This is a genomic window from Verticiella alkaliphila, assembly GCF_018904615.1.
Lineage (GTDB): Bacteria > Pseudomonadota > Gammaproteobacteria > Burkholderiales > Burkholderiaceae_B > Verticiella > Verticiella alkaliphila.
Window position 1 is genome coordinate 41938 of sequence record NZ_JADCNH010000026.1, and the last position, 26093, is coordinate 68030.

Consider the following 26093-nt stretch of genomic DNA (forward strand, 5'->3'; position numbering starts at 1 on the left):
ATGGCCAATGGCAACGCCACCCCTGCGACCACGCCGTGGTCACCCCCGGCGGCGGCCGGCAGCACGGGCGCGCCGCGCAAGCCGCTGCTCGATCGCATGCTGCCGCTCATCGGGCCCATCATCCTTTTCATCGTGTGGGATCTGGTGGTGCGCACGGGCTACATCCGGCCCATCCTCTTGCCGCCGCCGGCGGACACGCTGGCCACCCTGATGACGGGGCTGGCGGGCGGCTCGCTGCTCACGGACTTCGCGGTCACCGTCTCGCGTACGGTGCAGGCCTTCCTGATCGCCGCCATCGTGGGCATGCCGCTGGGCATCATGCTCGGCAGCAACGAGCGCGCGTACCGCAGCGTGGAATTCCTGATCGACTTCTTCCGCTCGACGCCATCGTCCGCCCTGATCCCGCTCTTTCTGATGATCTTCGGCGTTTCGGACATCAACAAGGTGGCCATCGCGGCGTTCGGTGCGCTCCTCATCGTGGTCTTCAACAGCGCCTACGGGGTCATGAACGCGCGCAAGCAGCGCGTCATGGCGGCCAAGGTCATGGGCGCCTCGCGCATGCAGGTGTTCCGTGACGTGCTGGTCTGGGAGAGCCTGCAGCCGAGCTTCGTGGGCCTGCGCTCGGCCGTGTCCATGGCGCTGGTCATCGTCATCGTGGCCGAGATGTTCATCGGCTCGGACAGCGGCCTGGGCTACCGGATCATCAATTCGCAACAGGTGATGAACGTGCGCGACATGTACGCGGCCATCCTGGCTACCGGCGTGCTGGGCTACGTGCTCAACATTCTTTTCCTGGTGCTCGAGAAGCGCATCATCCACTGGAGCGGCCGTTGATGAGCCACGTGAACGCCCCTGTCTTTGCCGATGTGCCGGCGCGCCCGTTTCGCGCCGGCCCGGCCGGCACCCACATCACCATCCGTGGGCTGACCAAGTACTTCGCGGGCTGGCCGCTGTACGAGGACTTCGATCTCGACATCCCCAAGGGCCGCATCGTCTCGGTGTTCGGGCCGAACGGCTGCGGCAAGAGCACGCTGATCAACATGATCGCGGGCCTCATCCCCATCGATTCGGGCGAGATCCTCTTCGACGGCAAGTCGCTGAAGGACACCAAGATCGGCTATGTCTTCCAGAACTATCGCGAAGCGATGTTCCCGTGGATGCGCACGATCGACAACATCGCGTATCCCCTGAAGCTCGAGGGGCGCTCCAAGGCCGAAGTGGATCGTCGCATGGAGGAGCTCGTGGCCTCCTTCGACGTGAAGTTCGACTTGCGCCGCTATCCCTACGAGCTTTCTGGCGGGCAGCAGCAGACCGCCTCGATCATGCGGGCGCTGGCGCCTGGCCCGGAGGTGCTGTTCCTCGACGAGCCGTTCTCGGCGCTCGATTACGAGATGACGCTCTTCATCCGCGAGAAGCTGCAGGAAGTCTTCATGCAGACGGGCACCACCATGATGCTCGTCTCGCACGACCTGGAGGAGGCCGTCTACCTGGCCGACCAGATCCTGCTGCTCACCAAGCGGCCCACGCGCGTGGCCGAGATCATCGACTACACCGATGCGCGCCCGCGCACGGTGAGCACGCTCTCCGAGCCGAGCTTTGTCACCACCAAGCGGACCAGCCTGGAGATCTTCCAGCGCGAAGTCCGTCGTTGAGGAGCCTGTCCATGCAAGACGACATCGTGCTGGCCTATGTGATCGCGAGTGCTCGCTTTCTCGGCCTGACGCTAGACGACGCCGCCGCTGCCCGCGTGGCGGGTCATCTCGGCCGCACCGCCGCCATGGCCGCGCAGCTCGAGGCGTTCGATCTCGGCGTCGAGGACGAGCCGGTGGCGCTCTTCTGCCCAGCGGCCTTCCCGACCCAGGGAGAGCCTGCATGACGAGCCCTTCGCGATATCCCGAACCGCCCGTCTTCTCAATGGATGACCGGCCTGCCCAGAGCGTACGCGCGGCCGATCCGCCCGCGCCGGGCGCTGCGAGCAGCCCCACGCTCGAACGCCTGGCTGCCATCGCCCGCGGCGAGACGACCGCACGGGCATGGCTGGAGGAGTGCCTGGCACGCATCGATGCCACGAACGATACGGTCAACGCCTTCACCGGTCGCACGGCCTCGCGCGCGCGGCAAGAGGCCGACGCGATCGATGCCCGCCGTGCTCGCGGCGAGACCTTGCCGCCGCTCGCAGGTTTGCCCTACGCCGTGAAGAACCTCTTCGACATCGAGGGCGAAGTCACGCTGGCGGGATCCAAAGTGAACCGTGACCATGCGCCGGCCACGGCGGACGCGTTCCTCGTCGAGCGCCTGCGCGAGGCCGGTGCAGTGCTGGTGGGCGCGCTCAACATGGACGAGTATGCCTACGGCTTCACCACCGAAAACACGCATGACGGCCCCACGCGCAATCCCCACGATCCGAGCCGGATCGCGGGCGGATCGTCCGGCGGCTCGGGCGCGGCGGTCGCCGCCGGTCAGGTGCCGGTCACGCTGGGGTCGGACACCAACGGCTCTATCCGCGTGCCCGCCTCGCTGTGTGGCGTGTGGGGATTGAAGCCCACCTTCGGGCGCCTGTCGCGGCGCGGTACCTATCCCTTCGTGCACAGCATCGATCACCTCGGTCCATTCGCGGACTCGGCCGAGCTTCTGGCGATCACCTACGACGCCTTGCAGAGCCCGGACGCCGACGATCCTGGCTGCCATGCCCAGCGCGTGCAGCCAGTGTCGGCGGGCGTCGATGCGGGCGTGGCGGGATTGCGCATCGGCGTGCTGGATGGCTACTTCGAATCGCTCGCCACCGCGCCCGCGCGTGCCGCCGTGCAGACCGCAGCCCGCGTGCTGGGGGCGACCGGTACGGCGCAGTGGCCCGATGCGGCGCTCGCGCGCGCCGCCGCCTTCATCATCACCGCGGCCGAGGGCGGGAGCCTGCACCTGGCGGACCTGCGCGCACGCGCGGCGGATTTCGAGCCGTTGTCGGTGGACCGCTTCATCGCCGGCGCCCTCCAGCCCGCCCACTGGGTGTCGCGTGCGCACCGGTTTCGCCGGGTCTACAGCCAGCGCGTGAACGCCTTGTTCGCCGATTGGGACATTCTGCTCGCGCCAGCGACGCCGGTGCCTGCGCCCGAGATCGGCACGGAGTGGCTCACGCTGGATGGCACGACCTACCCGGCGCGCGCGGCTGTGGGGTTGCTCACCCAGCCGGTGTCTTTCGCCGGCTGCCCGGTCGCCACGGCGCCGATGTGGCCGGACGGCACCGATGGCCTGCCCATCGGCGTCCAGCTCATCGCTGCACCCTGGCGCGAAGACCTTGCCCTGCGTGCCGCACGCGCACTGGAGCAGGCCGGCGTGGCCTGCCTGCGTCCTGTCTCTCTTTGAACGACCTTTCCATGCAGATCAATCTTCCTGACGTGGTGGCCGAAGTCACCGAACAATTCGACCGCTATGAGAAGGCACTCACCAGCAACGACGTCGCCGTGCTCGACGAACTCTTCTGGGACAGCCCGCACACCTTGCGCTACGGCGCCACGGAGAACCTCTACGGCTACGACGAGATCCAGGCGTTCCGGGCAGGCCGTCCGGCGGTCGGGCTCGCGCGCACCGTGCTGCGCAGCGTGATCACCACCTACGGGCGCGACACGGCCACGGCCAATATCGAGTTCCAGCGCGAGGGCAGTGCGGCCGTCGGCCGGCAGAGTCAGACCTGGATTCGCACCCCGCTGGGCTGGAAGGTGGCCGCCGCTCACGTGAGCCTCATGAAGACCGCCTGAGTGGCGCCAAGGAAGACGTCATGGCCAGTCTGGCTGCAGACTTCGAAGCAGATACCCCGGGCGAATCGGCAAGACGCTCTCGCGCGGACGATGTGTACGTCTGTCTGAAGGCCGACATCGGCAGCTTTCGGCTGGTGCCGGGCGATCGCTTCACCGAAGCCGAGGTGAGCGAGCGCCTGGGCGTCTCCCGCACCCCCGTGCGCCAGGCGCTCTTTCGGCTCCAGCAGGAGGGTTTCGTCCAGGTCCAGTTCCGCAGCGGCTGGCGCGTGCTGCCTTTCGATTTCGAGCGTTTCGAGCAGCTCTACGATCTGCGCACGGTGTACGAAGTGGAAGCCGTGCGACGCCTGTGCGCGGGGCCGTCAGCCCAGGCGCAGTTGACGTTGGATGGCCTGGCCGCCTTCTGGCTCGTCCCGGCGCACGAGCGCCTCACCGATGCGGCACAGGTGGGCCGATGGGACGAAGCCTTCCATTGCACGTTGGTGGAGGCCGTGGGCAACGGTGAGATGACGCGCGCGCACCGGGACGTCACCGAGCGCATCCGCATCGTGCGCCGGCTGGATTTCACCAAGCCTGCCCGCGTGCAGGCCACCTATGACGAGCACGCGGCCATCCTTCGGGCGATTCTGGCGGGCGATGCGCAGGACGCGACCGCGCGCCTGAGTGCGCACATCGGCGCAAGCCAGGCCGAAGTGCGCAGCATCACGCTGCATCAGATGCATCTGGCGAGGCAGATCGGCTGAGGCGCCGCGTCTCTCGAACAGTGGCAGTTCAAATCCCGAAATCCTCGCGAAAGCGTTCTATCTGGTGCATGCGTTCATGCAGGATGGTCACGATGCCGACATCGCCGTTGGCGAGTCTGCGCCAGTACACGACATGACGTTCGTACCGGAAGAAGTAGCCCTGGACGCCGAACTCTGCCGGTACAGGACGTGACGCCACCGCATGGGTGTCGATCCGCTCGAAGGCTTGAAAGAGGCCCGTGATGTAGCGCTCGGCTTGCGCGTCGCCCCAACGGTCACGGGTATAGCGGTAGATCTCGTCGAGACGGAACGAAGCCGCTTCCTGAATCCGGATCTGCGCCATGCGCTCAATCCCGGTTGCGCGAGATGACCTGAGCCGCAGTCAGCGGCTGATATGTTTCTTCAGGGGCGTGGAAGGCATGGACGAGTTCAGCCTTCAACCGATCAAACCGTTCGCGCTCGACGCGCTCTTTGTCGCGTCGGATGAGGTCTCGAACATACTCGCTGACGTTCTCGTAGGATCCCTCGTCCCCCACGTTGGCCGCCACGAACGCGTTCAGCGTTTCGTTCAGCCTGACGGTCAACGTAGTCGGTGGTGTCGTACGGGGCATAGCGGTACCTGAGGCTTTCGATGCGTATTCAATATACCCAAAAATGAATACGCTGTCGCTTCACCGCCGCGATTCGAGCGCTTCCCAGCGCTCCATCTTGGTCAGCATTTCGGTCTCGATGGCCTCGATACGGGCGTGGATGGCGGCTGCGGCGTCGTTGCCATCCTTGTAGAGGTCCGGATCGACGAGCTTGTCCGAGAGTGTTTGCTGCTCGGCTTCCAGCGTTTCGATGGCGGCGGGCAGGCCTTCCAGTTCGCGCAGCTCCCAGGAGCTGAGCCGACCCGTCTTGGCTTTCTTGGCCGCCGGTTCTGCCGCCGCAGGCTCCGCCGCGGGGGCGGCCTTGGCCTTGGCAGGCTTGGCCGTCTCTGCCTTCACGGGGGCAGGGCGCTGCGCCAGCCATTCGTCGTATCCACCCACGTAATCACGCCAGCGGCCATCGCCTTCGGCCGCGATGGTGGACGTGACCACGTTGTTCAGGAAGGTGCGGTCGTGGCTCACGAGGAACACCGTGCCGCTGTATTCCTGCAGCAACTCTTCCAGGAGCTCCAGCGTCTCGATGTCCAGGTCGTTCGTGGGCTCGTCCAGCACCAGCACGTTGGCCGGGCGGGCAAAGAGCCGGGCCAGGAGCAGGCGGGCGCGCTCGCCGCCGGACAGGCTCTTCACGGGGGAGTGTGCGCGCGCGGGCGGAAAGAGGAAGTCGCCCAGGTAGGTCATCACGTGCTTGCGCTGCGTGCCGATCTCGACCCACTCGCTGCCCGGGCTGATGACGTCGGCCAGCGTGGCCTCCTCGTCCAGCTGCGAGCGCATCTGGTCGAAGTAGGCGATCTCCAGGTTCGTGCCCAGCCGGACCTGGCCGGCATCGGGCTCGAGCACGCCCAGGATCAGCTTGAGCAGGGTGGTCTTGCCGGCGCCATTGGCCCCGATCAGGCCGATGCGGTCCCCGCGCAGCACCGTAGTGCTGTAGTCACGCACCACCGTCCGGTCACCAAAGGACTTGGCGACGTCGGTGAGCTCGGCCACGAGCTTGCCCGAGCGCTGGCCCACGTCCACAGCGAGTGACACGTTGCCGGTCTGGTCGCGGCGGGCCTGGCGCTCGTTGCGCAGGGATTCCAGGCGGCGCACACGGCCTTCGTTGCGCGTGCGGCGGGCTTCCACGCCCTTGCGGATCCACACTTCTTCCTGGGCCAGCAGCTTGTCGAAGCGCGCGTTCTCGAGCGCTTCGGCAGCCAGATGCTCGGCCTTGCGGCGCTGGTACTCGCTGAAGTTGCCGGGATAGCTCGAGAGCCGGCCACGGTCCAGTTCGACGATGCGCGTGGCGACGGCATCCAGGAAGCGCCGATCGTGGGTGATGACGACTACCGCGCCAGCAAAGCCGCGCAGCGTTTCCTCGAGCCAGGCGATGCCTTCGAAGTCGAGGTGGTTGGTCGGCTCGTCCAGCAACAGCACATCCGGCGACTGCGCGAGCGCACGCGCCAGCGCCACGCGCTTGCGCATGCCGCCCGACAGACCAGCCACGGGCGCATCGGCCGGCATCGCAAGCCGGTCCAGCAGGGCCCGCACCATGGCCGGGCGACGCCAGCTATCCGGATCGGCATCGTGGCCGGGGGCGTCAGTCTCGTTCAGGACGGCCTCGAACACCGTATGGGTGTCATCGAGATCCGGTTCCTGGCGCACCATGGCCGTGGTCAGTCCGCCGTTGCGCACGAGTTGACCGTCGTCCGGCTGGGTCAGCCCGGCCAACACGTTGAGAAGCGACGATTTCCCGGTGCCGTTGCGGCCGATCAGGCCGACGCGCTCGCCGGCTTCGAGGGCGAAGTCGGCATGATCGAGCAGCGGGTGGTGGCCGAAGGCCAGCTGGACGTTGGTAAGACTGATGAGTGCCATGCGAGTGCAAACGCCCAGCGGAGCACGCTGGGCGTCGAGTGAAGGGCGGCGCGAGCCGCCAGTGTCCTGCGCGCGCGCGGGACGGGGAAGGCGTTCAGACCGAGAACGACGAGCCGCAACCGCAGGTGCTGGTCGCGTTCGGATTGCGGATCACGAACTGCGCGCCTTCGAGATCTTCCTTGTAGTCGATCTCGGCGCCCATCAGGTACTGCAGGCTCATCGGGTCGATCAAGAGCTGCACGCCGTCCTTGTCCAGGGCGGTGTCGTCGTCATTGATGACTTCGTCGAACGTGAAGCCGTACTGGAAACCGGAACAGCCACCGCCCTGCACGAACACGCGCAGCTTCAGTTCGGTGTTGTTCTCTTCGATGATCAATTCCTTGACCTTGGCCGCGGCCGAGTCGGTGAAGACGAGCGGGACCGGCGGGGCGTCGAGCGTAACGCTTTCGGCGATGGCATTCATGGTGGTGACTCCTTCGGGGTCAACCCGACGAGGTGTTCGGATCGGACGGTTCGGCCCTCCAGCACGCGCACGGTGACGGCATTGGGTTCGAAATCCGTCGGAACGGCCAGGGTGCCGTCCACGCGCTGATACTGCTGGAACTTGAGCCGGGTGGCGCCGCCGCCCGCCGGCTTGGCTGTGCCAGAGGAGGTGGGGGCGCTTGCCACGGGTTCAAGGGTTATGGTAGCACTCTCACCCGCCCGCGTGCCAGTCGCCACGAACTGCAGGGTGCCTGCGAATTCGCCGGTGCCAGGCCCGTTGCGCATCACCAGGACCCGGAACCGCAAGCCGTCCGGCTCACGCTGGAGCTCGGCTGAGCGAATGCTGATCGGGCCCTTTTTCGCGTCCACCGGGATGAGTTGCTCGAAGAACGCGAGATTCTGGCGCAGCGCGGCCACGTCCTGCTGGGCGGTGGCGAGCTCGGTGGCCAGTGTTTCCTTGGCGGACTCGGCCACGGTGAGCTGACTCGTCGTCTCATCCAGCTTGCCGCGCAGTTCGCGCAACTCGGTCGCGTGCTGTTCGGCGTCGGCCTTCGCCTCGCCAGCAGCCTTCTCGGCTTCTTCGCGAAGCGTGGATTCACGGGCCTGGGCCTCGTCCAGCTCCTTCTGCAGGGTCTCGCGCTCGGCATCCAGCCTGGCGACATCGTCGGCCAGACTGTCCACCTGCTCGGCGAGCGTGGGCCCATCGGCGCGCGGCGCCGTGGGCTCCCACTGCCAGGCGTACACGCCCGCGCCGCCCAGCACGGCACCCAGCAACAGGGGCGCGAACATCGACGCAAACCTTGCCATGACGGGGCTCGCGCTCAGGGTTGGATCGGCACCTGGGTGAGACCGGTGGTCTCGGGCAGGCCGAACATGAGGTTCATGTTCTGGATAGCTTGCCCGGATGCGCCCTTGACCAAGTTGTCCTGCACGACGAGGATGACGAGCTGGTCACCGCCACCGGGGCGGTGCACGGCAATGCGCACCATGTTGGAGGCACGTACCGAGCGCGTCTCGGGCGTGCTGCCGGCAGGCATCACATCCACGAAGGGCTCGTTGGCATAGCGTTGTTCGAACAGCGCCTGGTAATCCGTGTCGCGGCCTTCCGGCAGGAGGCGGGCGTAGATCGTGGAGTGCATGCCACGCACCATCGGCGTCAGATGCGGCACGAAGGTCAGGCCCACCGGCTGGCCGAGCAGCTTCTGCAGCTGCTCGACGATCTCGGGATGGTGACGATGGCCGGCAACGCCGTAGGCCTTGAAGCTGTCCGAGGCTTCCGAATAAAGAATGCCGATCTCTGCCTTGCGTCCGGCACCGGTGACGCCGGACTTGCAGTCGGCGATCAGCGTGCTGGTGTCCACGAGCGGGCGTCCGGCGCCCAGCAACGGGGCCAGGCCCAGGGCCACGGTCGTCGGATAGCAGCCCGGATTGCCGATCACACGTGCCCCGGCGATCTTCTCACGGTGCAGTTCGGGCAGGCCGTACACCGCTTCCTTGAGGACGCCCGGGCAGCCGTGCGGCATCTTGTACCAGTGCTCGAAGGCCGTGGTGTCCTGCAGGCGGAAGTCCGCCGCCAGGTCGATGATCTTCACGCCCTTGGCCAGCAGCGCGTCGGCCTGGGCCATTGCCACGCCATGCGGGGTGGCGAAGAACACCACGTCGCACTGATCGAGCGCCGCGTTGTCCGGGTGCGAGAAAGCCAGGTCCACCGAGCCGCGCAAGCTGGGATACATCTCGTCCACGCGCAGGCCGTCTTCCTTGCGCGAGGTGATGGCCACGAGTTCGACGCCGGGATGTTGGGACAAAAGGCGCAGCAGTTCGACGCCGGTGTAACCGGTGCCGCCGACAATACCGACCTTGATGCGGGAGGAAGTGGAGTTGGCCATAGGACGAAAGGGAATTTGCGCGACGTTGCGGGCGTGATGGACGACGAAGCGGGCTGGCCGCAGGGTCAATTCCTTATTATCCCTGGCACGGCGGTGCTGCGCAAACCTGAGCGGCTACCAATGGTGAGGGGCTGTCATGCAGCGTCGCGCGGCGCATGCGCTACTCTGCGCGGTGCCCGCGTTGACCTGACGCTCTCTGACACACATTCATGACATCGACTTCCCCCGCCCCCTCCGTTGCGCTCGTGACGGGCGCTGGCTCCGGCATCGGCAAGGCCGTCACGCTCGCCCTGGCGAGCAAGGGTTATCACCTCGTCCTGGCCGGCCGGCGCGCCGAACTGCTGGAGGCCGTGGCTGCCGAGGCGCGCGAGCGCCATGGCGCCGACCTCCAGACGCTCTGCGTGCCCACCGACGTGGGTGATGCGCAGCAGGTCCGAGCGCTCTTTGACCAGACCGTGGCGCGCTTCGGCCGCCTGGATCTGCTCTTCAACAATGCCGGGCGCAGCAATCCGCCGGGCGACTTCGTCGAGTGGTCGGCAGAAGATTGGCAGAGCGTCGTCGACGTCAACCTGAACGGCATGTTCTATTGCCTGCAACAGGCCTTTCGCGTCATGCGCGCGCAGAGCCCGCAGGGCGGGCGCATCATCAACAACGGCTCGATCTCGGCGTATGCCCCGCGCCCCAACGCCATGGCCTACACCGCCACCAAGCATGCGGTGGGTGGGCTCACCAAGGCCGGGGCGCTCGATGGGCGCGCCTACGACATCGCGGTGGGCCAGATCGACGTGGGCAATGCCTACACAGATCTCGCCTCGCGCATGTCGCGCGGCGTGCCGCAGGCCAACGGCACCGTGGCCATCGAGCCGATGATCGATGTGCAGATCGTGGCCGAGTCCGTGCTGTACATGGCCAGCCTGCCGCTGGAGGCCAACGTGTTGTTCCACACGGTCATGGCCACCAAGATGCCCTTCGTCGGGCGCGGCTGATCGTCGCGCCGGGCCCCGTGCCCGGCGCGCATCAACGCCGCTTGCGGCCCTTGCCGCGGCGGGCAGGATGGCGCGTGCCGCCCTTGCCCTTGGGTTTGCCGGCAGGGCGCGTGGCGGGCAGTGCCGCCGGGTCCGCCACGCGGCGCCGCGACGGCGCCGTAGTCTGCGCCGGCGCCGCGCGCCGAGGCGACGGTCTCGAGATGGCGGCAGGCCCGGACACCAGGGCGGCGTCCAGCACTTCCACCCAATGCTGCACCGGCACCGCCGTCCCGCCCTGCAGGTGCTGGATGCACCCGATGTTGGCCGAGACGATGGCCTGCGGTTCCTGCGGCAGCAGCTGGGCGAGCTTGCGATCCCGCAAGGCCGTGGCGATCTCGGGTTGCAGCACGGAATACGTGCCGGCCGAACCACAGCACAGATGGGCCTCGTGACCCGCCGTGCTCACCTCGCAGCCCAGCGCGCGCAGGCCAGCCTCGATGCCTCCCCGCTGCTGCTGGCCATGCTGCAGCGTGCACGGCGGGTGCACGGCCAGACGCACCCCACGCAGGGCTGGCAGACGCTGACCCAGCGATTCGACGAGCTCGGGCAGCAGCTCGGACAGGTCGCGCGTGAGTTCGCTCACCCGGCGCGCCTTCTCGGCATAGGCCGGGTCCGTGCGCAGGCTGTAGCCGTATTCGCGCACCGTCACGCCACAGCCTGAGGCGTTCATCACGATGGCCTCGATCTCGCCCGATTCGATCAGCGGCCACCAGGCGTCGATGTTGCGGCGCATGTCGGCGAGCCCGCCGTCGTGATCGCTCGTGTGCAGGCGGATCGCGCCGCAGCATCCCGCGCCCTTGGCATACACCGTCTCGATGCCGGCAGCATCCAGCACGCGCCGTGTGGCCTCGTTGATGTTCGGGGCCAACGCCGGCTGCACGCAGCCCGCCAGCATGAGCATCTTGCGGGCATGGGTGCCCAGGGCAGGCACGTTGCGCGCGGCTTTCTCGCGCGGCGGCACCTTGGCCTGCAGGCGCTTGGGCAGCGCGGGGCGAAGCATCTGGCCCACCCGCAAGGCCGGCGTGAAGGCCGGTGACGTCAGGCCGGACTTCAAGGCACCGCGCAGCAGGCGCTCGGGGAGGGGGCGCGTGACGCGTTCGTCCACCACGCGCCGGCCAATCTCCACCAGCTTGCCGTATTCGACGCCGGAAGGGCAGGTGGTCTCGCAGTTGCGGCAGGTCAGGCACCGGTCCAGGTGCTCCTGCGTCGTGCGCGTCACTGGCTGGCCTTCCAGGGCCTGCTTGATGAGGTAGATGCGGCCGCGCGGGCCGTCCAGCTCGTCACCCAGGATCTGATAGGTGGGACAGGTGGCCGTGCAGAACCCGCAGTGCACGCAGCGGCGCAGGATGGCTTCGGCTTCCTGGCCGTCGGGGGTGTCGCGGAATTCGGGGGCGAGCGTGGTCTGCATGGCGCCTGTCAGTGAGCGGGGTGGATGCGGCCGGCGTTGAAGATGCCGGCGGGATCGAAGGCCTGCTTGAGCGCGCGGTGGATGCGCTCGATCGGTTCGGCCAATGGCATGAAGACGGGGCCGAGCGGCGCGCCCTGCGCCGGACGGAAGAGGGTGGCATGGCCACCCGCGCGGCTCGCGAGGTTGAACATGTGGCGTGCCAGCGCGTGCGTGTGGACCCAGCGCAGGCCGCCGTGCCACTCGATCAACTGGCTGTCGGTGGGCTCCAGCGCCAGGGGGCCGGTGGTGGGTGGCACCGACAGTCGCCACAGTGCGCGCTGGCCGGCGGCGGCCGTGAAGACATCGGCCTGCTGGTCGCGCAGCGCCGTCCAGAAGGCCTGGGCGACCTCGGCATCGAGCACCGTGCCGCCCAGGCGGCGTGCGGCACTGTCCACGGCCGGCGCGGCCCCTTGCAGGCGCACGGTGAGTGTGCCGTCCACCCAGGCGGACGCGTGCACGGGCAGGGCCTGGCCGATCCAGGTGTTCACCTGGCGCACGGCCTCGTCCTCGCCCAGCGCGAAGCGCAACGTGGTGCGTGCAGGCGGCTGGGGGGCCACGCGCAGCGAGACCTCCAGCAGCACGCCCAGCGTGCCCAGCGAGCCTGCCAGCACGCGCGAGACGTCGTAGCCCGCCACGTTCTTGATGACCTGGCCGCCAAAGCGCAGGACCTGCGCGTGGCCGTTGAGCAGCGCCGTGCCCAGCACGTGGTCACGCACGGCGCCTGCCGTGGCCCGGCCCGGGCCGGAGAGCCCCGCAGCCACCATGCCGCCGACGGTGCCGCCCGGCGCGAAGTGCGGTGGCTCGAAAGCCAGGCACTGGCCACGTTCGTGCAGCGCGGCTTCGACGTCGCTGATGGGGGTGCCCGCGCGCGCCGTCACGACGAGCTCGGACGGCTCGTAGCTGGTGATGCCGGCGACCGCGGTGGTGTCGAGCACCTCACCGTCGATAGGGCGACCATAGAAGGTCTTGGTGCCACCGCCCTGGATGCGCAGGGGCGTGCGCGCTGCCGTGGCAGCGCGCACCTGGTCGATCAGCCGGGCGACGGCGGGTTCGTCGAGGGCAGAGCCGTGCATTCAGAACCTCGGGATGTCGGCAAAGGGCAGCAGCCCGTGGTGGACGTGCATCTTGCCGTGCTCGGCGCAGCGTTGCAGCGTGGGGATGACCTTGCCCGGATTGAGCAGGCCCTGGGGATCGAAGGCCGCCTTGACCGCGAGGAACTGCGCGCGCTCGTCGGGAGAGAACTGCACGCACATGGAGTTGAGCTTTTCCAGCCCCACGCCGTGTTCGCCCGTGACGGTGCCGCCCAGGGCCACGCTCGTCTCCAGGATCTCGGCGCCGAAGCGTTCGGCGCGATCGAACTGGTCCGGGTCGTTGGCATCGAAGAGGATGAGCGGGTGCAGGTTGCCGTCGCCCGCATGGAATACGTTCGCGCAGCGCAGCCCGTAGGTCGATTCCATCTCGGTGATGGCCAGCAGCATGTCGGCCAGGCGCTTGCGCGGAATGGTCGAATCCATGCAGAGGTAGTCCGGGCTGATCCGCCCGCTGGCCGGAAAGGCGTTCTTGCGACCGCTCCAGAAACGCAGGCGCTGCGCCTCGTCGGCACTGACTTCGAGACGCGTGGCGCCCGCAGCCCGCAGCACATCGAGCATGCGCTCGATCTCGTCGGCGACCTCGGCCTCGGTGCCGTCCGCCTCGCACAGCAGGATGGCTTCTGCGGTGAGGTCGTAGCCTGCATGCACGAAGTCCTCGACCGCCGCCGTCATGGGCTTGTCCATCATCTCCAGGCCCGCCGGGATGATGGCCGCGGCGATGATGTCGGCCACCGCGTTGCCGGCCTTTCGCATGTCATCGAAGCTCGCCATGATGCAACGCGCGACCTGCGGCTTGGGCGTGAGCCGCACCGTGATCTCGGTGGCCACGCCCAGCATGCCTTCGCTGCCGATGAAGAGCGCGAGCAGGTCGAAGCCTGCGCTGTCCAACGCTTCGCTGCCGAAGGTGATGGGCTCGCCCGCCACCGTGTAGCCCTTGACCTGCAGCACGTTGTGCAGGGTGAGGCCGTACTTCAGGCAATGCACGCCGCCCGCGTTCTCGGCGACGTTGCCGCCGATCGTACAGGCGATCTGGCTGCTGGGGTCGGGCGCGTAGTAGAGCCCATGCGCGGCTGCCGCTTCGCTGATGGCGAGGTTGCGCACGCCGGACTGCACGCGCGCCGTGCGCGCCAACGGGTCGATGGACAGGATGCGGTTGAAGCGCGCCAGCGAGACCGTCACCCCCAGACCATGCGGCGTCGCGCCGCCCGACAGCCCCGTACCTGCCCCGCGGGCAACGATGGGAACGGCCAGGTCATGGCAGGCCTTGAGCACGGCGGCGAGCTGGGTCTCGTCGGCGGGCAGGGCCACCGCCAGCGGCAACTGACGGTACGCCGTCAGCCCGTCGCATTCATAAGGGACGAGCGCCTCGTCGCGCCAGAGCAGCGCGCCGGTGGGCAACAGGGGGGAGAGGGCTTGGACAACCTCGGCCTGGCGCTGCGTGCGCTGGGCCGGGTCGATCGCAGAGGATGCGGCAGACACGCGGGCGGCTCCTGGGAACGGCCGCGCCTACCCACGGTAGCGCGCGGCAACCCAACACTATAACGGCTCGTCTGGGCGCGTCTGTAACGCCCTCAAAGTCCCTCAGAGCGGGCTTGCCCGGGCTGCACGGGGTGCGGTGACAGGTCGTTTCACACACGCTGTTGTCATCCGTCACGTGTCATCACGGCTTCACGGAGGCTTCCTATAGTCGCCTCGCACAGTCGGCATTGCATGCCGTGCAACGCCCCTCACCGCCATGTCACCTGCGTGGAACCGGACGCCGCACGTCCTTGGTCAGGGCTCCGTCCATTGCACCCATACCCTAATCCGAGGAAACCCCTGTGTCCGCCTGGATCAACGAGTTTCATTACGACAACGCTGGTACTGACACTGGCGAATTCATCCGCATCGCCGGTCTTGACGGTACCGACCTGACCGGCTGGACGATTGCGCTCTACAACGGCAGCCCCAGCCAGCGCAGTGTCTACAACACGATCAACCTGGAAGGAACGTTGGTCGACGAGACCAACGGCTTTGGTTTCCTGCGCGTCAGCGCTTCCGGTCTGCAGAACGGTGGCAGCAACAGCAACGATGGGCTGGAGCCCGACGGCTTCGCGCTGGTGGATGCCAGCGGTACTGTGGTGCAGTTCCTGAGCTACGAAGGCTCCTTCGTGGCGGCATCCGGCCCTGCCGCCGGCATGACCAGCGAGGACATCGGCGTGTTCGAGTCCCAGACGTCTCCCGCCGGGCATTCCTTGCAGTTGATCGGCACGGGTAGCCAATACAGCGATTTCACCTGGGCTGCCGCGCGCGCCGAGTCGCCTGAGGGCAGTCCCAACGCCGACCAGGTGTTCATCGCCCCCGGTCCGGACGAGACGGCCCCCGTGCTCGTCAGTGAGGAGGTGCTGGAGCAGGACCCGGCTCAAGCCATCACGGTCGCCTTCAACGAACGCATCCAGATCGACGACGCCACCAAGATCGTTCTGTATCCGGCCGAGGCGACGGCCGACGCCGCGGTGCAGATCACCGCTGTCGTGCAAGGCGCCACGCTTGTCGTGACTCCTGTCGATCCGCTCGACCCAGACACGGCCTACGTGCTTGCGATCGGCGATGCTGCCATCTCCGACCTCGCGGGCAATGCGCTGGCCGTGTCCAGCATTCCTGTGCATACCCTCGACCCCGACGCCGCGCCCGTGTTGACCGCCATCCATGCGATCCAGGGCGCCGGCTCGGCCAGCCCCCTGACGGGCCAGACCGTCACGGTCGAGGCTATCGTCGTCGGTGACTTCCAGAGCAGCGACGGCGATGCCAAGCGGGATCTCCAGGGGTTTTTCCTGCAGGCCGAAGCAGCCGAACACGACGACAATCCGCTGACCTCCGAAGGCATCTTCGTGTTCGACGGGCAGGCCCTCAACGGCATGGACGTCAACGTGGGTGATCGCGTGATGGTCACGGGGGTGGTGGGCGAGCGCTTCGGCAAGACGCAGATCACCGCCGAGAGCGTCGCGGTGACACAGGCCGGTGCCGTGGCCGACATATCGACCATGGCGGCGGACGTGTCGCTGCCGGCCGTGGGCGCGGTGGCGGCGGGAACCGGCTGGGTCGCCGATCTCGAGGCCTACGAAGGCATGCTGGTGAAGTTCACCGACACGCTCACCATCACCGAGCAGTTCGATCTGGACCGTTACAACGAGATCAAGCTCGTCGCGGGCGAGCGACCCTCGCAGTACACCGTGGACAACGCGCCGGACGTGGCGGGCTACCTGCAGCACGTGCAGGAGCTGGCCGCGCGCACGATCGTGTATGACGATGGCCTGGGCGTGCAGAACGCGGCCATCGGCAATCTGGATGGCTTCGATCCGTATACCACGGCCACCGCGCCGCGCATGGGCGACACGGTGGACGGCTTGGTGGGCGTCCTCGATTACGACTTCGACCAGTTCCGCGTTCGCGCCGTCGAGGACGGCAGCAACACGTTTGACCGCGTCAACGAGCGCACGCAGGCGACCGAGGACGTTGGCGGCTCGTTGAAAATGGGGAACCTGAATGTCCTGAACTACTTCCGCACGCTGGACATCGGCAGCGCCACGACCGCCAACGGCCATGATCCGCGAGGCGCTGACAGCGCCGAGGAATTCGCCCGCCAGACGGAGAAGCTCGTCAACGCTCTCATCGCCATCGACGCGGATGTGATGGGGCTGATCGAGATGGAGAACGACTTCGAGCCGGGCTCGCCGGGCAATGCGCTGGAGTACCTGGTACAGCAGCTGAACGCCCGCCTGCCGGCAGAAGACCAGTATGGCTGGGTCAACCCAGGCCAGAAGCACGTCGGTGCCGATGCCATCGCCAACGGCTTCATCTACAAGGTCAGCACGGTCAAAGTCGCCGAGGGCACAAGCCCGGCCATCCTGAACGATGCCACGCTCGCGGGGCTGGACGGCGGTCAGGCGTGGCTGAACGAAAGCGCGATTGGCCGAATCTTCGATGGCGAGAACGCGAGCCGCAATCCGCTGGCCGTCACCTTTGAGGACATCGCGTCGGGCGAGACGTTCACGGCTGCCCTGAATCACTTCAAGTCCAAGGGCAGCGCCGATGGCGCGCCGGGCGCCAACGCTGACGTTGGCGACGGCGCGGGGGGGTGGAACCATCAGCGCGAGCTTACCGCCAAGGCCCTGCTGGCGTGGCTCGAGACCGAGCCCACGCAGTCGAGCGACCCGGACATCTTCATCCTGGGGGACCTCAACGCCTACGCGGCGGAAAGCCCGCTCGCCATCCTGGCCCAGGGCGGCTTCGAGAACCTGGAGGATCGTCTGGACGCACCGTACTCGTATGTCTTCGACGGTCAGACCGGCACGCTGGACTACACCCTGGCCACTGCCACCGCCGCCGCCCAGGTCACAGGCGTGGCACAGTGGCACATCAACGCCGACGAGGCTGATGCGCTGGATTACAACCTGGATTTTGGCCGCAGCCCGGATGTCTTCGACGGTGACGTCGTGGCCCGCGTGTCCGATCACGATCCGATGGTGATCGGCCTGGATCTGTCGTCGGCCAACACCGACATCTTCACGCTGCAACTGCTGCACTGGGGCGACGCCGAAGCGGGCCTGCTGGCCGGCCAGACCGCGCCCAACATGGCGGCGTTGGTCGACTGGTTCGACGATACCTACGAGAACACCCTCATCCTGTCGGGCGGCGACAACTTCATCCCCAGCCCCTTCATGACGGCGGGTGCCGATCCTTCGCTGGTCGACGTGCTGGGCTACTCGGGCCTCGCGCGGCCGGACATTGCCATTCACAATGCCCTGGGCGTGCAGGCCTCGGTCATCGGCAATCACGAGTGGGATCTGGGATCGTCGGTATTCGCCGATGCGATCAGCGCCAGCGGCGCCTTCCCCGGTGCGCTTTTCCCCTATCTCTCGGCCAACCTGGACTTCAGCGGCGATTCGGCCATCCGGGACAAGGTCGTGGACGCTGGCCAGAACGCCGAAGACATCGGCGGCAAGATCGCCGCATCGACCGTGATCGAGCAGGGCGGCGAGCAGATCGGCCTGGTGGGCGCCACCACGCAGCGTCTGCTGAGTCTGTCCTCGCCCAACGGCACCACCGTCCAGGGCAACCCGAGCGGTGACGACATGGCGCTGCTGGCCGGGCAGCTCCAGCTCGAGATCGATGCGCTGCGTGAGCAGGGCATCAACAAAATCATTCTGATGGCACATTTGCAGGACCTGGCCAACGAAAAGGAACTGGCGGGCCTGCTGAGCGGTGTCGACATCATCCTCGCGGCCGGCTCGCACGTGGCCATGGGCAACGACGGCAATACACCGTACCCAGGCCGTGAGTTCGCCGAAAGCTACCCGTTCGTCGCGCAGGACGCGGACGGCAACAACACGCTGATCGTCTCCACGGACGGCGAGTACAGCTATCTGGGTCGTCTGGTCGTGGACTTCGATGCCGACGGCAACGTTGTTCTCGACTCGCTGGACCCGACGGTGAGCGGCGCCTTCGCCTCGACCGAAGCCACGGTGGAGGAGGTCTATGGAGACCGCATCGAGGAAGCCTTCGCTGACGGCTCCAAGGGTGGCCAGGTGCGCGAGATCACCGATGCGGTAGGCGCGGTCGTTGCCGAGAAGGACGGCACGATCTACGGCTACACCAACGTCTACCTGGAAGGTGACCGCGCCTTTGGCCGTGGTCAGGAAGTCAACCTGGGCAACCTGTCGGCCGACGCGAACGCCTGGGTCTCGCAGGCGGCCGCACAAGGCGAGGATGCGATCCTGCTGTCGATCAAGAACGCGGGCGGCATCCGCGCCTCGATCGGTGCGGTGGATGGCGGGGGCAACAAGACGGCCCCCATCGCTAACGACAGCCTGGGCAAGCCCGCGGGCGGCATCTCGCAGCTGGATCTGGAGAATGCCCTGCGCTTTGACAACAAGCTGATGGTGTTCGACACCACCGCCCAGGGCCTGCTGAACATCCTCAATGGCGTGAGCCTGAACCCGGGTGCCGGCGGCTTCCCGCAGATCGGTGGCTTCCAGTTCTCGTACGATCGCACCCTGCCCGCAGGCCAGCAGATCCGCGAGGTGTCCGTCACGGACGTGGCTGGCGTCAAGCATGCACTGGTGGCCGATGGCGTGGTCGTGGCCGGCGCGCCGGCCACGATCTCGGTGGTGACGCTGAGCTTCGTGGCCGGCGGCTCCGATGGCTACAAGATCCCCGAGAACGGCACCAACTTCCGCTTCGTGATGCAAGACGGCTCGCTCTCCGATCCCGTGGAGGACCCGACCAACACGACGATTCCCGACGGTGCACTGGGCGAGCAAAAGGCCCTGGCGGACTACCTCGCCGAGTTCCACGGCACGCCGGATACCGCGTACGACGAGGCTGATGTGCCGGCCGCGTTGGACGAGCGTGTGCAGAACCTGGACGCGCGTGACAGCACGGTGCTCGAGGGCACGGATATGGGCGGTGAGCCTGGACAGCCCGAGGAGCCGGGTGTGCCTGGCGAACCCGGCGAGAACCCCGGCAAGGTCATCGTGGGCGATGACAACGGTGGCGAACTCGTGGGCACCGATGGCGACGACGAGATCACCGGCGGCGCTGGCGACGACATCCTCGTCGGCGGCGCGGGCAACGACGTGCTAGACGGTGGCGCCGGGGGACTGGACTACGCCAAGTTCAGCGGCACGCTGTCCGACTACACGATCGTGGTCGGCGAGGACGGCTTCCCGATCTCGGTGAGCGGTCCGGATGGTGTCAACACGCTCACCAACGTCGAGCGCCTGTGGTTCGAGGACACGCTCGTGGCCTTCGACGTGGACGGTGCGGCGGGTCAGTCCTACCGCCTGTACGAGGCCGCGTTCGACCGTGCCCCTGACCTGGGCGGCGTGAGCTACTGGACGCGCGCGCTGGACGGGGCCGAGGGCGACGTCACCTGGCTGGCCCGCGGCTTTCTGGCCTCGGACGAGTTCACGCAGAGCTTTGGCCAGTACCAGTCGCTGTCGAACGACGCCTTCATCGACCTGCTCTATGCCAATGTCCTGGGCCGCGAGGCCGAGGACGGCGGTGCCAGCTACTGGCTGGATGCGCTCGAAAGCGGCATGGCGCGCGAGAACCTGCTGGCGTCGTTTTCCGAGAGCGGGGAGAACCGCATCAACCTCGCGGGGCAGACGGCGAACGGCATCCTGCTGGACGTCGACACGTTCTTCACGATGTAAGCTGGCGCGGGGCGGCGCAGGCCGCCGCCCCGTCAGCGCTGGGCGCGGTCCAGCGCAAGCGTGGCAAAGAGGTCTGCCAGGCTCGTCGTCGAGCGGGCGGGCCAGATCGCACTGAGGTCGAAGCTGGGCAGATCCTGGCCGTCGCGCACCTCGCAGAAGCGTACGTCCTGAAAATTCAGCGCCCGGATCCAGCTGGGCAGCAGGGCGAGTCCGCAGCCACCGGCCACGCAGGCGAGCACCGTCAATGTGCGATTCGCTTCCTGGACGGTGGGGGCGGCCAGCCCCGCCTGGCGTATCGCATCGAGCACGCCGGCGTAGAAGGCGGGCAACTGTCGCTCCGGAAAGATCACGAGACCCGTGCGGGCAATGTCGGCTAGGCCCACGCAGCCATCGGCCGCAACGGGGAAATCCGCCGGCACGGCCGCCACGAGCCGCTCGCGCAGCAGCAGACGCTCGCGCATGCGCCCGCTCACGGCCACCGGCGTGTGCATGAGTCCCACGTCGATCTCGCCGGTGCGCAAGGCCTCAGCCTGCTCGGCATTGCTCATCTCGCGCAATACGACCTGCACCCCTGGCGCTGCAGCGCGCAGTGCGCGCAGGGCGCGCGGCAGGACTTCCAGCAGCGCCGACGACACGAGGCCGATGGTGAGCCGGCCTGCCTTGCCCTGGGCAATCGCCCGGGCCTGGGCGACGCCGCCCTCCAGCTGCGCGAGCCCTGCGCGGACCGACTCCACCATGGCGAGCGCCGCCTCGGTGGGCGCGGCGCCCCTGCGAGTGCGCACGAAGAGCTTCACGCCCAGATCCCGCTCCAGGCGCACGAGGGCCTGACTCAATGCCGGCTGGGCCATGTCGAGAGCCGTGGCAGCGCGACTGATGCTGCCGTGGTCGATGATGGCGAGAAAGTGGCGCAGGCTGCGGTGATCCATACGTAAACGCTATGTAAATCGCTGGAAAACATCATAGATGCGAATACGGACACTGCCTAGAATTCGCCTCATTGCGTTGCCCCGTCTGGAGATCTCGCGTGACCGTTGCTCCCGCTCTGGCCGTGGATACCCACGCCCACGTGTTTCACCCGGGCTTGCCCATGGTGCCGGGCCGTCGGTACACCCCTGACGACACGGCCAGCCTGGCAGCGTATCTGGCGCTGCTCGACGCGCAGGCGCTCACGCATGGCGTCCTGGTGCAGCCGAGCTTCCTGGGGACGGACAACCGTTTCCTGCTCGAGGCGCTGGCACAGGCACCGGCGCGGCTTCGCGGGGTTGCCGTCATCGACGGCAGCACCCCGGCCACCGCATTGCCCGCCCTGCATGCCGCTGGCATCGTGGGCATCCGGCTCAATCTCATCGGCCTGCCCGCACCCGACTTCACGGCAGGCCACTGGCCTGAGCTGCTGCAGGCGGTGCGGCAGCTCGACTGGCATGTCGAGGTCCATGCACCGAGCCTCGCGCTGGCCGCCATCCTCGCGCCACTCCTTGATCACGGCTGTCGCGTGGTGGTGGACCACTTCGGGCGCCCGGCGCCGGCCCAGGGCCTCGCCGATCCAGGGTTGCGCCATCTCCTCACGCTGGCCGACACCGGACAGGTGTGGGTCAAGCTGTCCGCGCCCTATCGCCTCTGGCCGTCTGCACCGGCGGCCTTGCCCTGCGCTCAGGCACTCCTGTCTGCCTTTGGCGAACAGCGGCTCGTCTGGGGCAGCGACTGGCCTCACACGGAACACCGGCAGCAGGCAGACCATGCCAGCAGCCGAGCCTGGCTCGACCTCTGGATCCCGGATCCCGAGCAACGCGCCGTCATCCTGGGCGAGACCGCCCGGACACTCTTTCAATTCCCTGGAGACAACACACCATGACCGTCCAACGCACGCTGGCCATGCTGGCCCTGGGGCTGGGCGCCTGCGCGGGCGCCGGCACCGCAGCCGCAGCCTATCCCGAAAAGCCCATCACGCTCGTCGTCACCTATCCGCCCGGCGGCACCGTGGACGCCGTGGCGCGCATGCTCGGCCCGCGTCTGTCTGCCGAGCTGGGCCAGAGCGTCATCATCGAGAACAAGGGCGGCGCTGGCGGCATGATCGGCGGCGCCTATGTGGCACGTGCGGCAGCCGATGGCTACACGCTCATGCTGGACGCCTCCAATCACGCCCAGAATCCTGCCGTGCAGGCCAACATGGCCTTCGATACGCTGGGCGCCTTCACGCCCGTGTCGCTGCTGCTGCGCGTGCCCAACGTGCTCGTGACGACGCCCGCGTCGCCCGTGCAATCCGTGAACGATGTCATCGAAGGCGGGCGGCGCAGCGGCAACGCCCTGATGTTCGCCTCGTCCGGGCCGGGCTCGGCGCAGCACCTGGCGGGCGAGCTCTTCAATCACCTGGCCAAGACGCATCTGGAGCACGTGCCGTACAAGGGCGGCGGCCCGGCGATGGTCGACGTCATGGCGGGCCAGGTGCCCATCATGTTCGCGAGCATGGGGTCGGCCTGGACGCACGTGCAGAGCGGCAAGCTGCGCGCCATTGCGGTGACGGGCAAGTCGCGCTCGAGCGCGGCGCCGGATCTGCCCACGCTCGCCGAATCGGGCGTGCCCGGCTACGAGGCGTACGAATGGAATGCGGTGTTCGCCCCGGCCGGCACGCCGCCCGAGATCGTCGACACGGTGTCGGCGGCCCTGGCCAAGGTCGTGCGTTCACCCGAGATGCGCAAGCAACTCGAAGCCATCGGCGCCGAGCCCGTGGGCTCCACGCCGGCTGAACTGGACACGTTCCGACGTGCGGAGATCGAGAAGTGGAAGACGCTGGTCCAGGAGGCCGGTCTGAAGACGAACTAAGGGCCATGGGCTTGGCGGCGCGCGTTGGCGCGCCGGGAGCAGGCAACAAAAAACCCCGCCGAGGCGGGGTTTTTTGCGGGCACCGTGCGAGGCACGGTACACGACAAACGCTTAGCGCTTGCTGAACTGCTTGCGGCGACGTGCCTTGTGGAAGCCGACCTTCTTACGTTCGACTTCACGGGCGTCACGCGTCACGAAGCCAGCTTGCGACAGCTGCGGCTTCAAGGACGCGTCATAGTCGATCAGCGCGCGGGTGATGCCGTGGCGCACGGCGCCGGCTTGACCCGATTCACCACCACCGTGAACGTTGACCTTGAAGTCGAACGATTCGAGGTGGCTCGTGAGTTCCAGCGGCTGACGCACGATCATGCGGCCGGTTTCGCGACCGAAGTACTCATCGACGGGCTTGCCGTTGATGATGATCTTGCCCGAGCCCTTCTTCAGGAAGACGCGAGCGACAGACGTCTTGCGACGGCCGGTGCCGTAATTCCAGTTGCCGATCATGCGCGGCTCCTCTTGGCGACGGTGTTCTCCAGCTCCAGCAGCTTGGGCTGCTGAGCGCTGTGCGGATGTTCGGCGCCAGCGTAGATCTTCATCTTCTTGATCATGGCGTAGCCGAGCGGACCCTTGGGCAGCATGCCCTTGACGGCCTTCTCGATCGCACGGCCCGGGAAGCGCTGTTGCATCTTCTCGAACGTCGTCTCGGTGATACCGCCGGGATAGCCCGAGTGACGGTAGTAGCGCTTGTCCAGCGCCTTGTTACCGGTCACGACGATTTCCGACGCGTTGATGATGACGATGTAATCGCCCGTATCGACGTGAGGAGTGAATTCTGGCTTGTGCTTACCACGCAGACGGTGTGCGACTTCGCTGGCCACACGACCGAGGACTTTGCCCTTCGCGTCAATCACATACCAGTCACGCGTCACTTCGGCCGGCTTGGCAACAAAGGATTTCATGACGGTTCCAAATAAGGAGAAAAGACACCCAGGCAACATACCTGGGCTTTGGCCAGGACGTTATGCGTCGTCCGTGCCGCAAGAGCCAGTGCGTGCGCTCTTGGCAAGGCAATCACAAGGTGACTGCCTCTAGGGCGTATGCCGCTGATGGGAGCTCTTCAAATCCTGCCTGAAGATCCCGCTGCAAAAGCCCTTTTCCCTGTCAAAAGACAAAGAAAAGCCGCCCATCCTAGCACGAATGGGCGGCCCTGGACAATCCCTGTGGCCGTGAGGCCACGTCCCGCGCGTCAGCTGCGGAACACCTCGGTGCGTCCGTCAGCGTCCTGGAACACGTGAAGCTGGCCACGATAGCCGAGGCGGCCGCAGACCGTGGCAATGATGGCGCCCACGACGAGGGCGATCAACGTCCACCAGGCGGCCCAGGTGAGCGCGTGCGGCGCGAGCATGAGGCCTTCGGCCGCCGCCGTGGCGGCCAGCCCGAAGATGCTGCCCGCCACCGAGGTGAAGATGTACACGGTGAGCAGGGTGGTGATCGCCCAGCACAGCAGACCATGCAGGGCACCATGCGAATGGGCGAAGCGCCCGGCGAAGTAGGCGCCCACGGCGATGGCGGCACCCGTGCTGGCCACCAGCCAGATGCCGGTGAAGGGGCCGGTGCCGGCGCCAGAGCCCGGATCGGTCGGGCTAGCCAGGGTCACCGTCACGGCGGTACCGAGCACGCCGAGGAGCAGATAGACGACAAGCGACAGGCTCACGCCGGCGAGGATGGCGCCCCAGGAGAGGCGAGGGGCGCTGCTGTTCGCGACGAGGGTATTCATGAAAAGACTCCAGCGAAGGGCGCCGGTCCCGCCCGGCGCGATGCGGCGAGAACCAAGCATTTTCCGTACCTCCTCGTGTGCCGGGATGCAACGGGGCACGCCGCGGGAAGGCCGAGGTCTTGCCCAGGGGCGCGGCCAAGTAGAATCCGACGCGCGGCATCGGCCGTTCGGAACGCGCGCAGCGCGAGTACAGGCCGCCGCAATGGTCCGTCCAGAGATCGCCCCTATTTGGAGACACCCCATGAAACGCAGAACCCTTCTCGTCTCGGCTGCCCTCGCCGCGACCGTCCTCGCCGCCCCGTCGTTCGCGCAGAACCGCCCCGTCAAGGTCATTGTGCCGTACGCGCCGGGTGGCGCCATCGATCTGAACGTGCGCCGCCTGGCCGACAAGGCCTCGGCCGACCTGGGCACGATGATCGTCGAGAACCGTCCGGGCGGCGGTGGCGGCATCGGCATGAACGCGCTCGCGCGCTCGCCTGCCGACGGCTACACCATCGGCGTGGCCGCGGTGGCCACCAATGCCATCAACCCCTGGCTCTTCAAGGAGTTGCCCTACGACGCGTCGGCCGACTTCACGCCCATCACGCAGCTCACGCGCATCCCCAACGTGCTGGTGATGAACGCGGATGCCGCCAAGCGCCTGAACATCACCAACTTCGCCGAGTTCGTCGCCTACGCCAAGGAGAACTCCGCCAAGATGAGCTACGCGAGCGGCGGCAACGGCAGCGCGGGCCACCTGGCGGGCGAGGTGTTCAACCACCGCGCCGGCCTGCAGGCGGTGCACGTGCCGTACAACGGCGGTGGCCCGTCGCAACTGGCGCTGCTCTCGGGCCTGGTCGACTACACCTTCGACAACCTGGCCACCTCGGCCGCCAACATCGCCGCGGGCAAGCTGCTGCCGCTGGCGGTGACCACGGCGGAGCCCAGCGCGCTGCTGCCGGGTCTGCCCACGGTGGCCGCCACCTATCCCGGCTTCGAGTTCGATACGTGGTGGGGCCTCGTGGCGCCCAAGGGCACGCCGCCCGAGGCCGTCGCCCGTCTGAACGCCGGTATCGTCAAGGCCTTGCAGACCCCGGAGCTGCAGAGCTTCTACAAGGACATGATGATGGAGCCGGTTTTCGGTACGCCCGAGGCCTTCGGCGAGTTCATGCAGCGCGAGCTGGCCCGCTACCAGGACGTGGTCAAGGTGAGCGGCGCGAGCGTGCAATGACGGCGGTGGCCGACTCGCCCTGCCTGCTCGCCGGCCACACGGTGCTCGTGACCGGCGCGGGCCTGGGCATCGGCGCGGCCGTGGCGCAAGGCCTCGCCGCATGGGCGCGCAGCTCATCGCCACCGACATCGATGGGGGCCGCCAGCCCGAGGCGACGGCCACACGCATCGA

Annotated in this window: 24 protein-coding genes; 11 read left to right on the forward strand and 13 right to left on the reverse strand. The window is 67.4% G+C overall.

Annotation, left to right across the window (positions count from 1 at the left end):
* Genes IMZ29_RS15885 through IMZ29_RS15910 form a run of 6 tightly spaced genes read left to right on the forward strand, consistent with a single transcriptional unit; the run spans nucleotide 1 to nucleotide 4492 of the window.
* Entirely contained in the window at nucleotides 1–834 is an 834-nt protein-coding gene (locus IMZ29_RS15885) for an ABC transporter permease (RefSeq protein ID WP_216185898.1), read from the forward strand.
* Complete coding sequence (locus tag IMZ29_RS15890) at nucleotides 834–1652, forward strand: ABC transporter ATP-binding protein (protein ID WP_216185900.1); 819 nt, start codon at nucleotides 834–836, stop codon at nucleotides 1650–1652. Before IMZ29_RS15885 ends, IMZ29_RS15890 begins: the two co-directional genes overlap by 1 nt.
* An 11-nt stretch (nucleotides 1653–1663) precedes the next feature.
* Nucleotides 1664–1876 (forward strand): DUF4089 domain-containing protein, encoded by a 213-nt coding sequence (locus IMZ29_RS15895; RefSeq protein ID WP_216185902.1) that lies wholly within the window; start codon nucleotides 1664–1666, stop codon nucleotides 1874–1876.
* Nucleotides 1873–3360: an AtzE family amidohydrolase gene (locus IMZ29_RS15900; RefSeq protein WP_253207177.1), complete on the forward strand. Its 1488-nt coding sequence runs from the start codon at nucleotides 1873–1875 to the stop codon at nucleotides 3358–3360. Before IMZ29_RS15895 ends, IMZ29_RS15900 begins: the two co-directional genes overlap by 4 nt.
* Nucleotides 3361–3371: 11 nt before the next feature.
* Entirely contained in the window at nucleotides 3372–3752 is a 381-nt protein-coding gene (gene hpxZ / locus IMZ29_RS15905; RefSeq protein WP_216185904.1) for an oxalurate catabolism protein HpxZ, read from the forward strand.
* 20 nt (nucleotides 3753–3772) lie between these two features.
* Complete coding sequence (locus tag IMZ29_RS15910) at nucleotides 3773–4492, forward strand: GntR family transcriptional regulator (protein ID WP_216185906.1); 720 nt, start codon at nucleotides 3773–3775, stop codon at nucleotides 4490–4492.
* A 28-nt stretch (nucleotides 4493–4520) separates the two neighbouring features.
* Here the strand turns inward: IMZ29_RS15910 and IMZ29_RS15915 are convergent, their stop codons facing one another.
* The 6 genes from IMZ29_RS15915 to argC all read right to left on the reverse strand — a co-directional run bounded on the left by IMZ29_RS15915 (nucleotide 4521) and on the right by argC (nucleotide 9356).
* A complete protein-coding gene (locus IMZ29_RS15915) occupies nucleotides 4521–4835 on the reverse strand; it encodes a type II toxin-antitoxin system RelE/ParE family toxin (protein WP_216185908.1) in 315 nt (104 codons plus the stop codon).
* A gap of 4 nt (nucleotides 4836–4839) precedes the next feature.
* Entirely contained in the window at nucleotides 4840–5103 is a 264-nt protein-coding gene (locus tag IMZ29_RS15920; RefSeq protein ID WP_216185909.1) for a ribbon-helix-helix domain-containing protein, read from the reverse strand.
* Nucleotides 5104–5163: 60 nt separating this feature from the next.
* On the reverse strand, nucleotides 5164–6987 hold the full coding sequence (locus IMZ29_RS15925; RefSeq protein ID WP_216185911.1) for an ATP-binding cassette domain-containing protein: 1824 nt from the start codon (nucleotides 6985–6987) through the stop codon (nucleotides 5164–5166).
* Nucleotides 6988–7081: 94 nt separating this feature from the next.
* Nucleotides 7082–7450 carry an iron-sulfur cluster insertion protein ErpA gene (erpA, locus tag IMZ29_RS15930; RefSeq protein ID WP_216185913.1) on the reverse strand — a complete coding sequence of 123 codons (369 nt, stop codon included), beginning with the start codon at nucleotides 7448–7450 and terminating at the stop codon, nucleotides 7082–7084.
* Nucleotides 7447–8259 carry a DUF6776 family protein gene (locus IMZ29_RS15935; RefSeq protein ID WP_216185915.1) on the reverse strand — a complete coding sequence of 271 codons (813 nt, stop codon included), beginning with the start codon at nucleotides 8257–8259 and terminating at the stop codon, nucleotides 7447–7449. Before IMZ29_RS15935 ends, erpA begins: the two co-directional genes overlap by 4 nt.
* 32 nt (nucleotides 8260–8291) lie before the next feature.
* Nucleotides 8292–9356, reverse strand: coding sequence for an N-acetyl-gamma-glutamyl-phosphate reductase (argC, locus tag IMZ29_RS15940; protein WP_216185917.1), 1065 nt, complete (start codon nucleotides 9354–9356; stop codon nucleotides 8292–8294).
* A 209-nt stretch (nucleotides 9357–9565) separates the two neighbouring features.
* On the opposite strand from argC, the gene IMZ29_RS15945 reads away from it, so the two are divergent.
* Nucleotides 9566–10342 (forward strand): SDR family oxidoreductase, encoded by a 777-nt coding sequence (locus IMZ29_RS15945; protein WP_216185919.1) that lies wholly within the window; start codon nucleotides 9566–9568, stop codon nucleotides 10340–10342.
* A gap of 31 nt (nucleotides 10343–10373) precedes the next feature.
* Here IMZ29_RS15945 and glcF read toward each other — a convergent pair whose 3' ends face one another.
* From glcF to IMZ29_RS15960, 3 genes are read right to left on the reverse strand one after another with little or no spacing between them, the layout of a single operon-like run.
* Nucleotides 10374–11789, reverse strand: a complete 1416-nt coding sequence (gene glcF, locus IMZ29_RS15950; protein WP_216185921.1) for a glycolate oxidase subunit GlcF — start codon at nucleotides 11787–11789, stop codon at nucleotides 10374–10376.
* A gap of 8 nt (nucleotides 11790–11797) precedes the next feature.
* Entirely contained in the window at nucleotides 11798–12901 is a 1104-nt protein-coding gene (glcE, locus tag IMZ29_RS15955; protein ID WP_216185923.1) for a glycolate oxidase subunit GlcE, read from the reverse strand.
* Entirely contained in the window at nucleotides 12902–14398 is a 1497-nt protein-coding gene (locus IMZ29_RS15960; RefSeq protein ID WP_216185925.1) for an FAD-linked oxidase C-terminal domain-containing protein, read from the reverse strand.
* Between the two features lie 341 nt (nucleotides 14399–14739).
* Here IMZ29_RS15960 and IMZ29_RS15965 point away from each other — a divergent pair, with 341 nt between their 5' ends.
* Nucleotides 14740–20115 carry an ExeM/NucH family extracellular endonuclease gene (locus IMZ29_RS15965; RefSeq protein ID WP_216185927.1) on the forward strand — a complete coding sequence of 1792 codons (5376 nt, stop codon included), beginning with the start codon at nucleotides 14740–14742 and terminating at the stop codon, nucleotides 20113–20115.
* 32 nt (nucleotides 20116–20147) lie between these two features.
* On the opposite strand, the gene IMZ29_RS15970 is transcribed toward IMZ29_RS15965, so the two are convergent.
* The gene (locus tag IMZ29_RS15970; protein WP_216185929.1) at nucleotides 20148–21041 is read right to left on the reverse strand and encodes a LysR family transcriptional regulator; all 894 of its coding nucleotides are present in this window, start codon (nucleotides 21039–21041) and stop codon (nucleotides 20148–20150) included.
* A 98-nt stretch (nucleotides 21042–21139) separates the two neighbouring features.
* Between IMZ29_RS15970 and IMZ29_RS15975 the strand changes: the two genes are divergently transcribed.
* Together IMZ29_RS15975 and IMZ29_RS15980 are read left to right on the forward strand one after the other, a co-directional pair.
* Nucleotides 21140–21967, forward strand: coding sequence for an amidohydrolase family protein (locus tag IMZ29_RS15975; protein WP_371820309.1), 828 nt, complete (start codon nucleotides 21140–21142; stop codon nucleotides 21965–21967).
* Nucleotides 21964–22935, forward strand: a complete 972-nt coding sequence (locus IMZ29_RS15980) for a tripartite tricarboxylate transporter substrate binding protein (protein ID WP_216185931.1) — start codon at nucleotides 21964–21966, stop codon at nucleotides 22933–22935. Before IMZ29_RS15975 ends, IMZ29_RS15980 begins: the two co-directional genes overlap by 4 nt.
* A gap of 111 nt (nucleotides 22936–23046) precedes the next feature.
* Here IMZ29_RS15980 and rpsI read toward each other — a convergent pair whose 3' ends face one another.
* The 3 genes from rpsI to IMZ29_RS15995 form a co-directional block, all read right to left on the reverse strand.
* Nucleotides 23047–23439 (reverse strand): 30S ribosomal protein S9, encoded by a 393-nt coding sequence (gene rpsI, locus IMZ29_RS15985; protein WP_216185933.1) that lies wholly within the window; start codon nucleotides 23437–23439, stop codon nucleotides 23047–23049.
* Nucleotides 23436–23894: a 50S ribosomal protein L13 gene (gene rplM, locus IMZ29_RS15990; RefSeq protein WP_216185935.1), complete on the reverse strand. Its 459-nt coding sequence runs from the start codon at nucleotides 23892–23894 to the stop codon at nucleotides 23436–23438. The genes rpsI and rplM overlap by 4 nt, the downstream gene beginning before the upstream one ends.
* A 287-nt stretch (nucleotides 23895–24181) precedes the next feature.
* Complete coding sequence (locus tag IMZ29_RS15995) at nucleotides 24182–24712, reverse strand: hypothetical protein (RefSeq protein WP_216185937.1); 531 nt, start codon at nucleotides 24710–24712, stop codon at nucleotides 24182–24184.
* A 241-nt stretch (nucleotides 24713–24953) separates the two neighbouring features.
* On the opposite strand from IMZ29_RS15995, the gene IMZ29_RS16000 reads away from it, so the two are divergent.
* A complete protein-coding gene (locus tag IMZ29_RS16000; protein ID WP_216185939.1) occupies nucleotides 24954–25922 on the forward strand; it encodes a Bug family tripartite tricarboxylate transporter substrate binding protein in 969 nt (322 codons plus the stop codon).
* Nucleotides 25923–26093 lie beyond the last annotated feature (171 nt).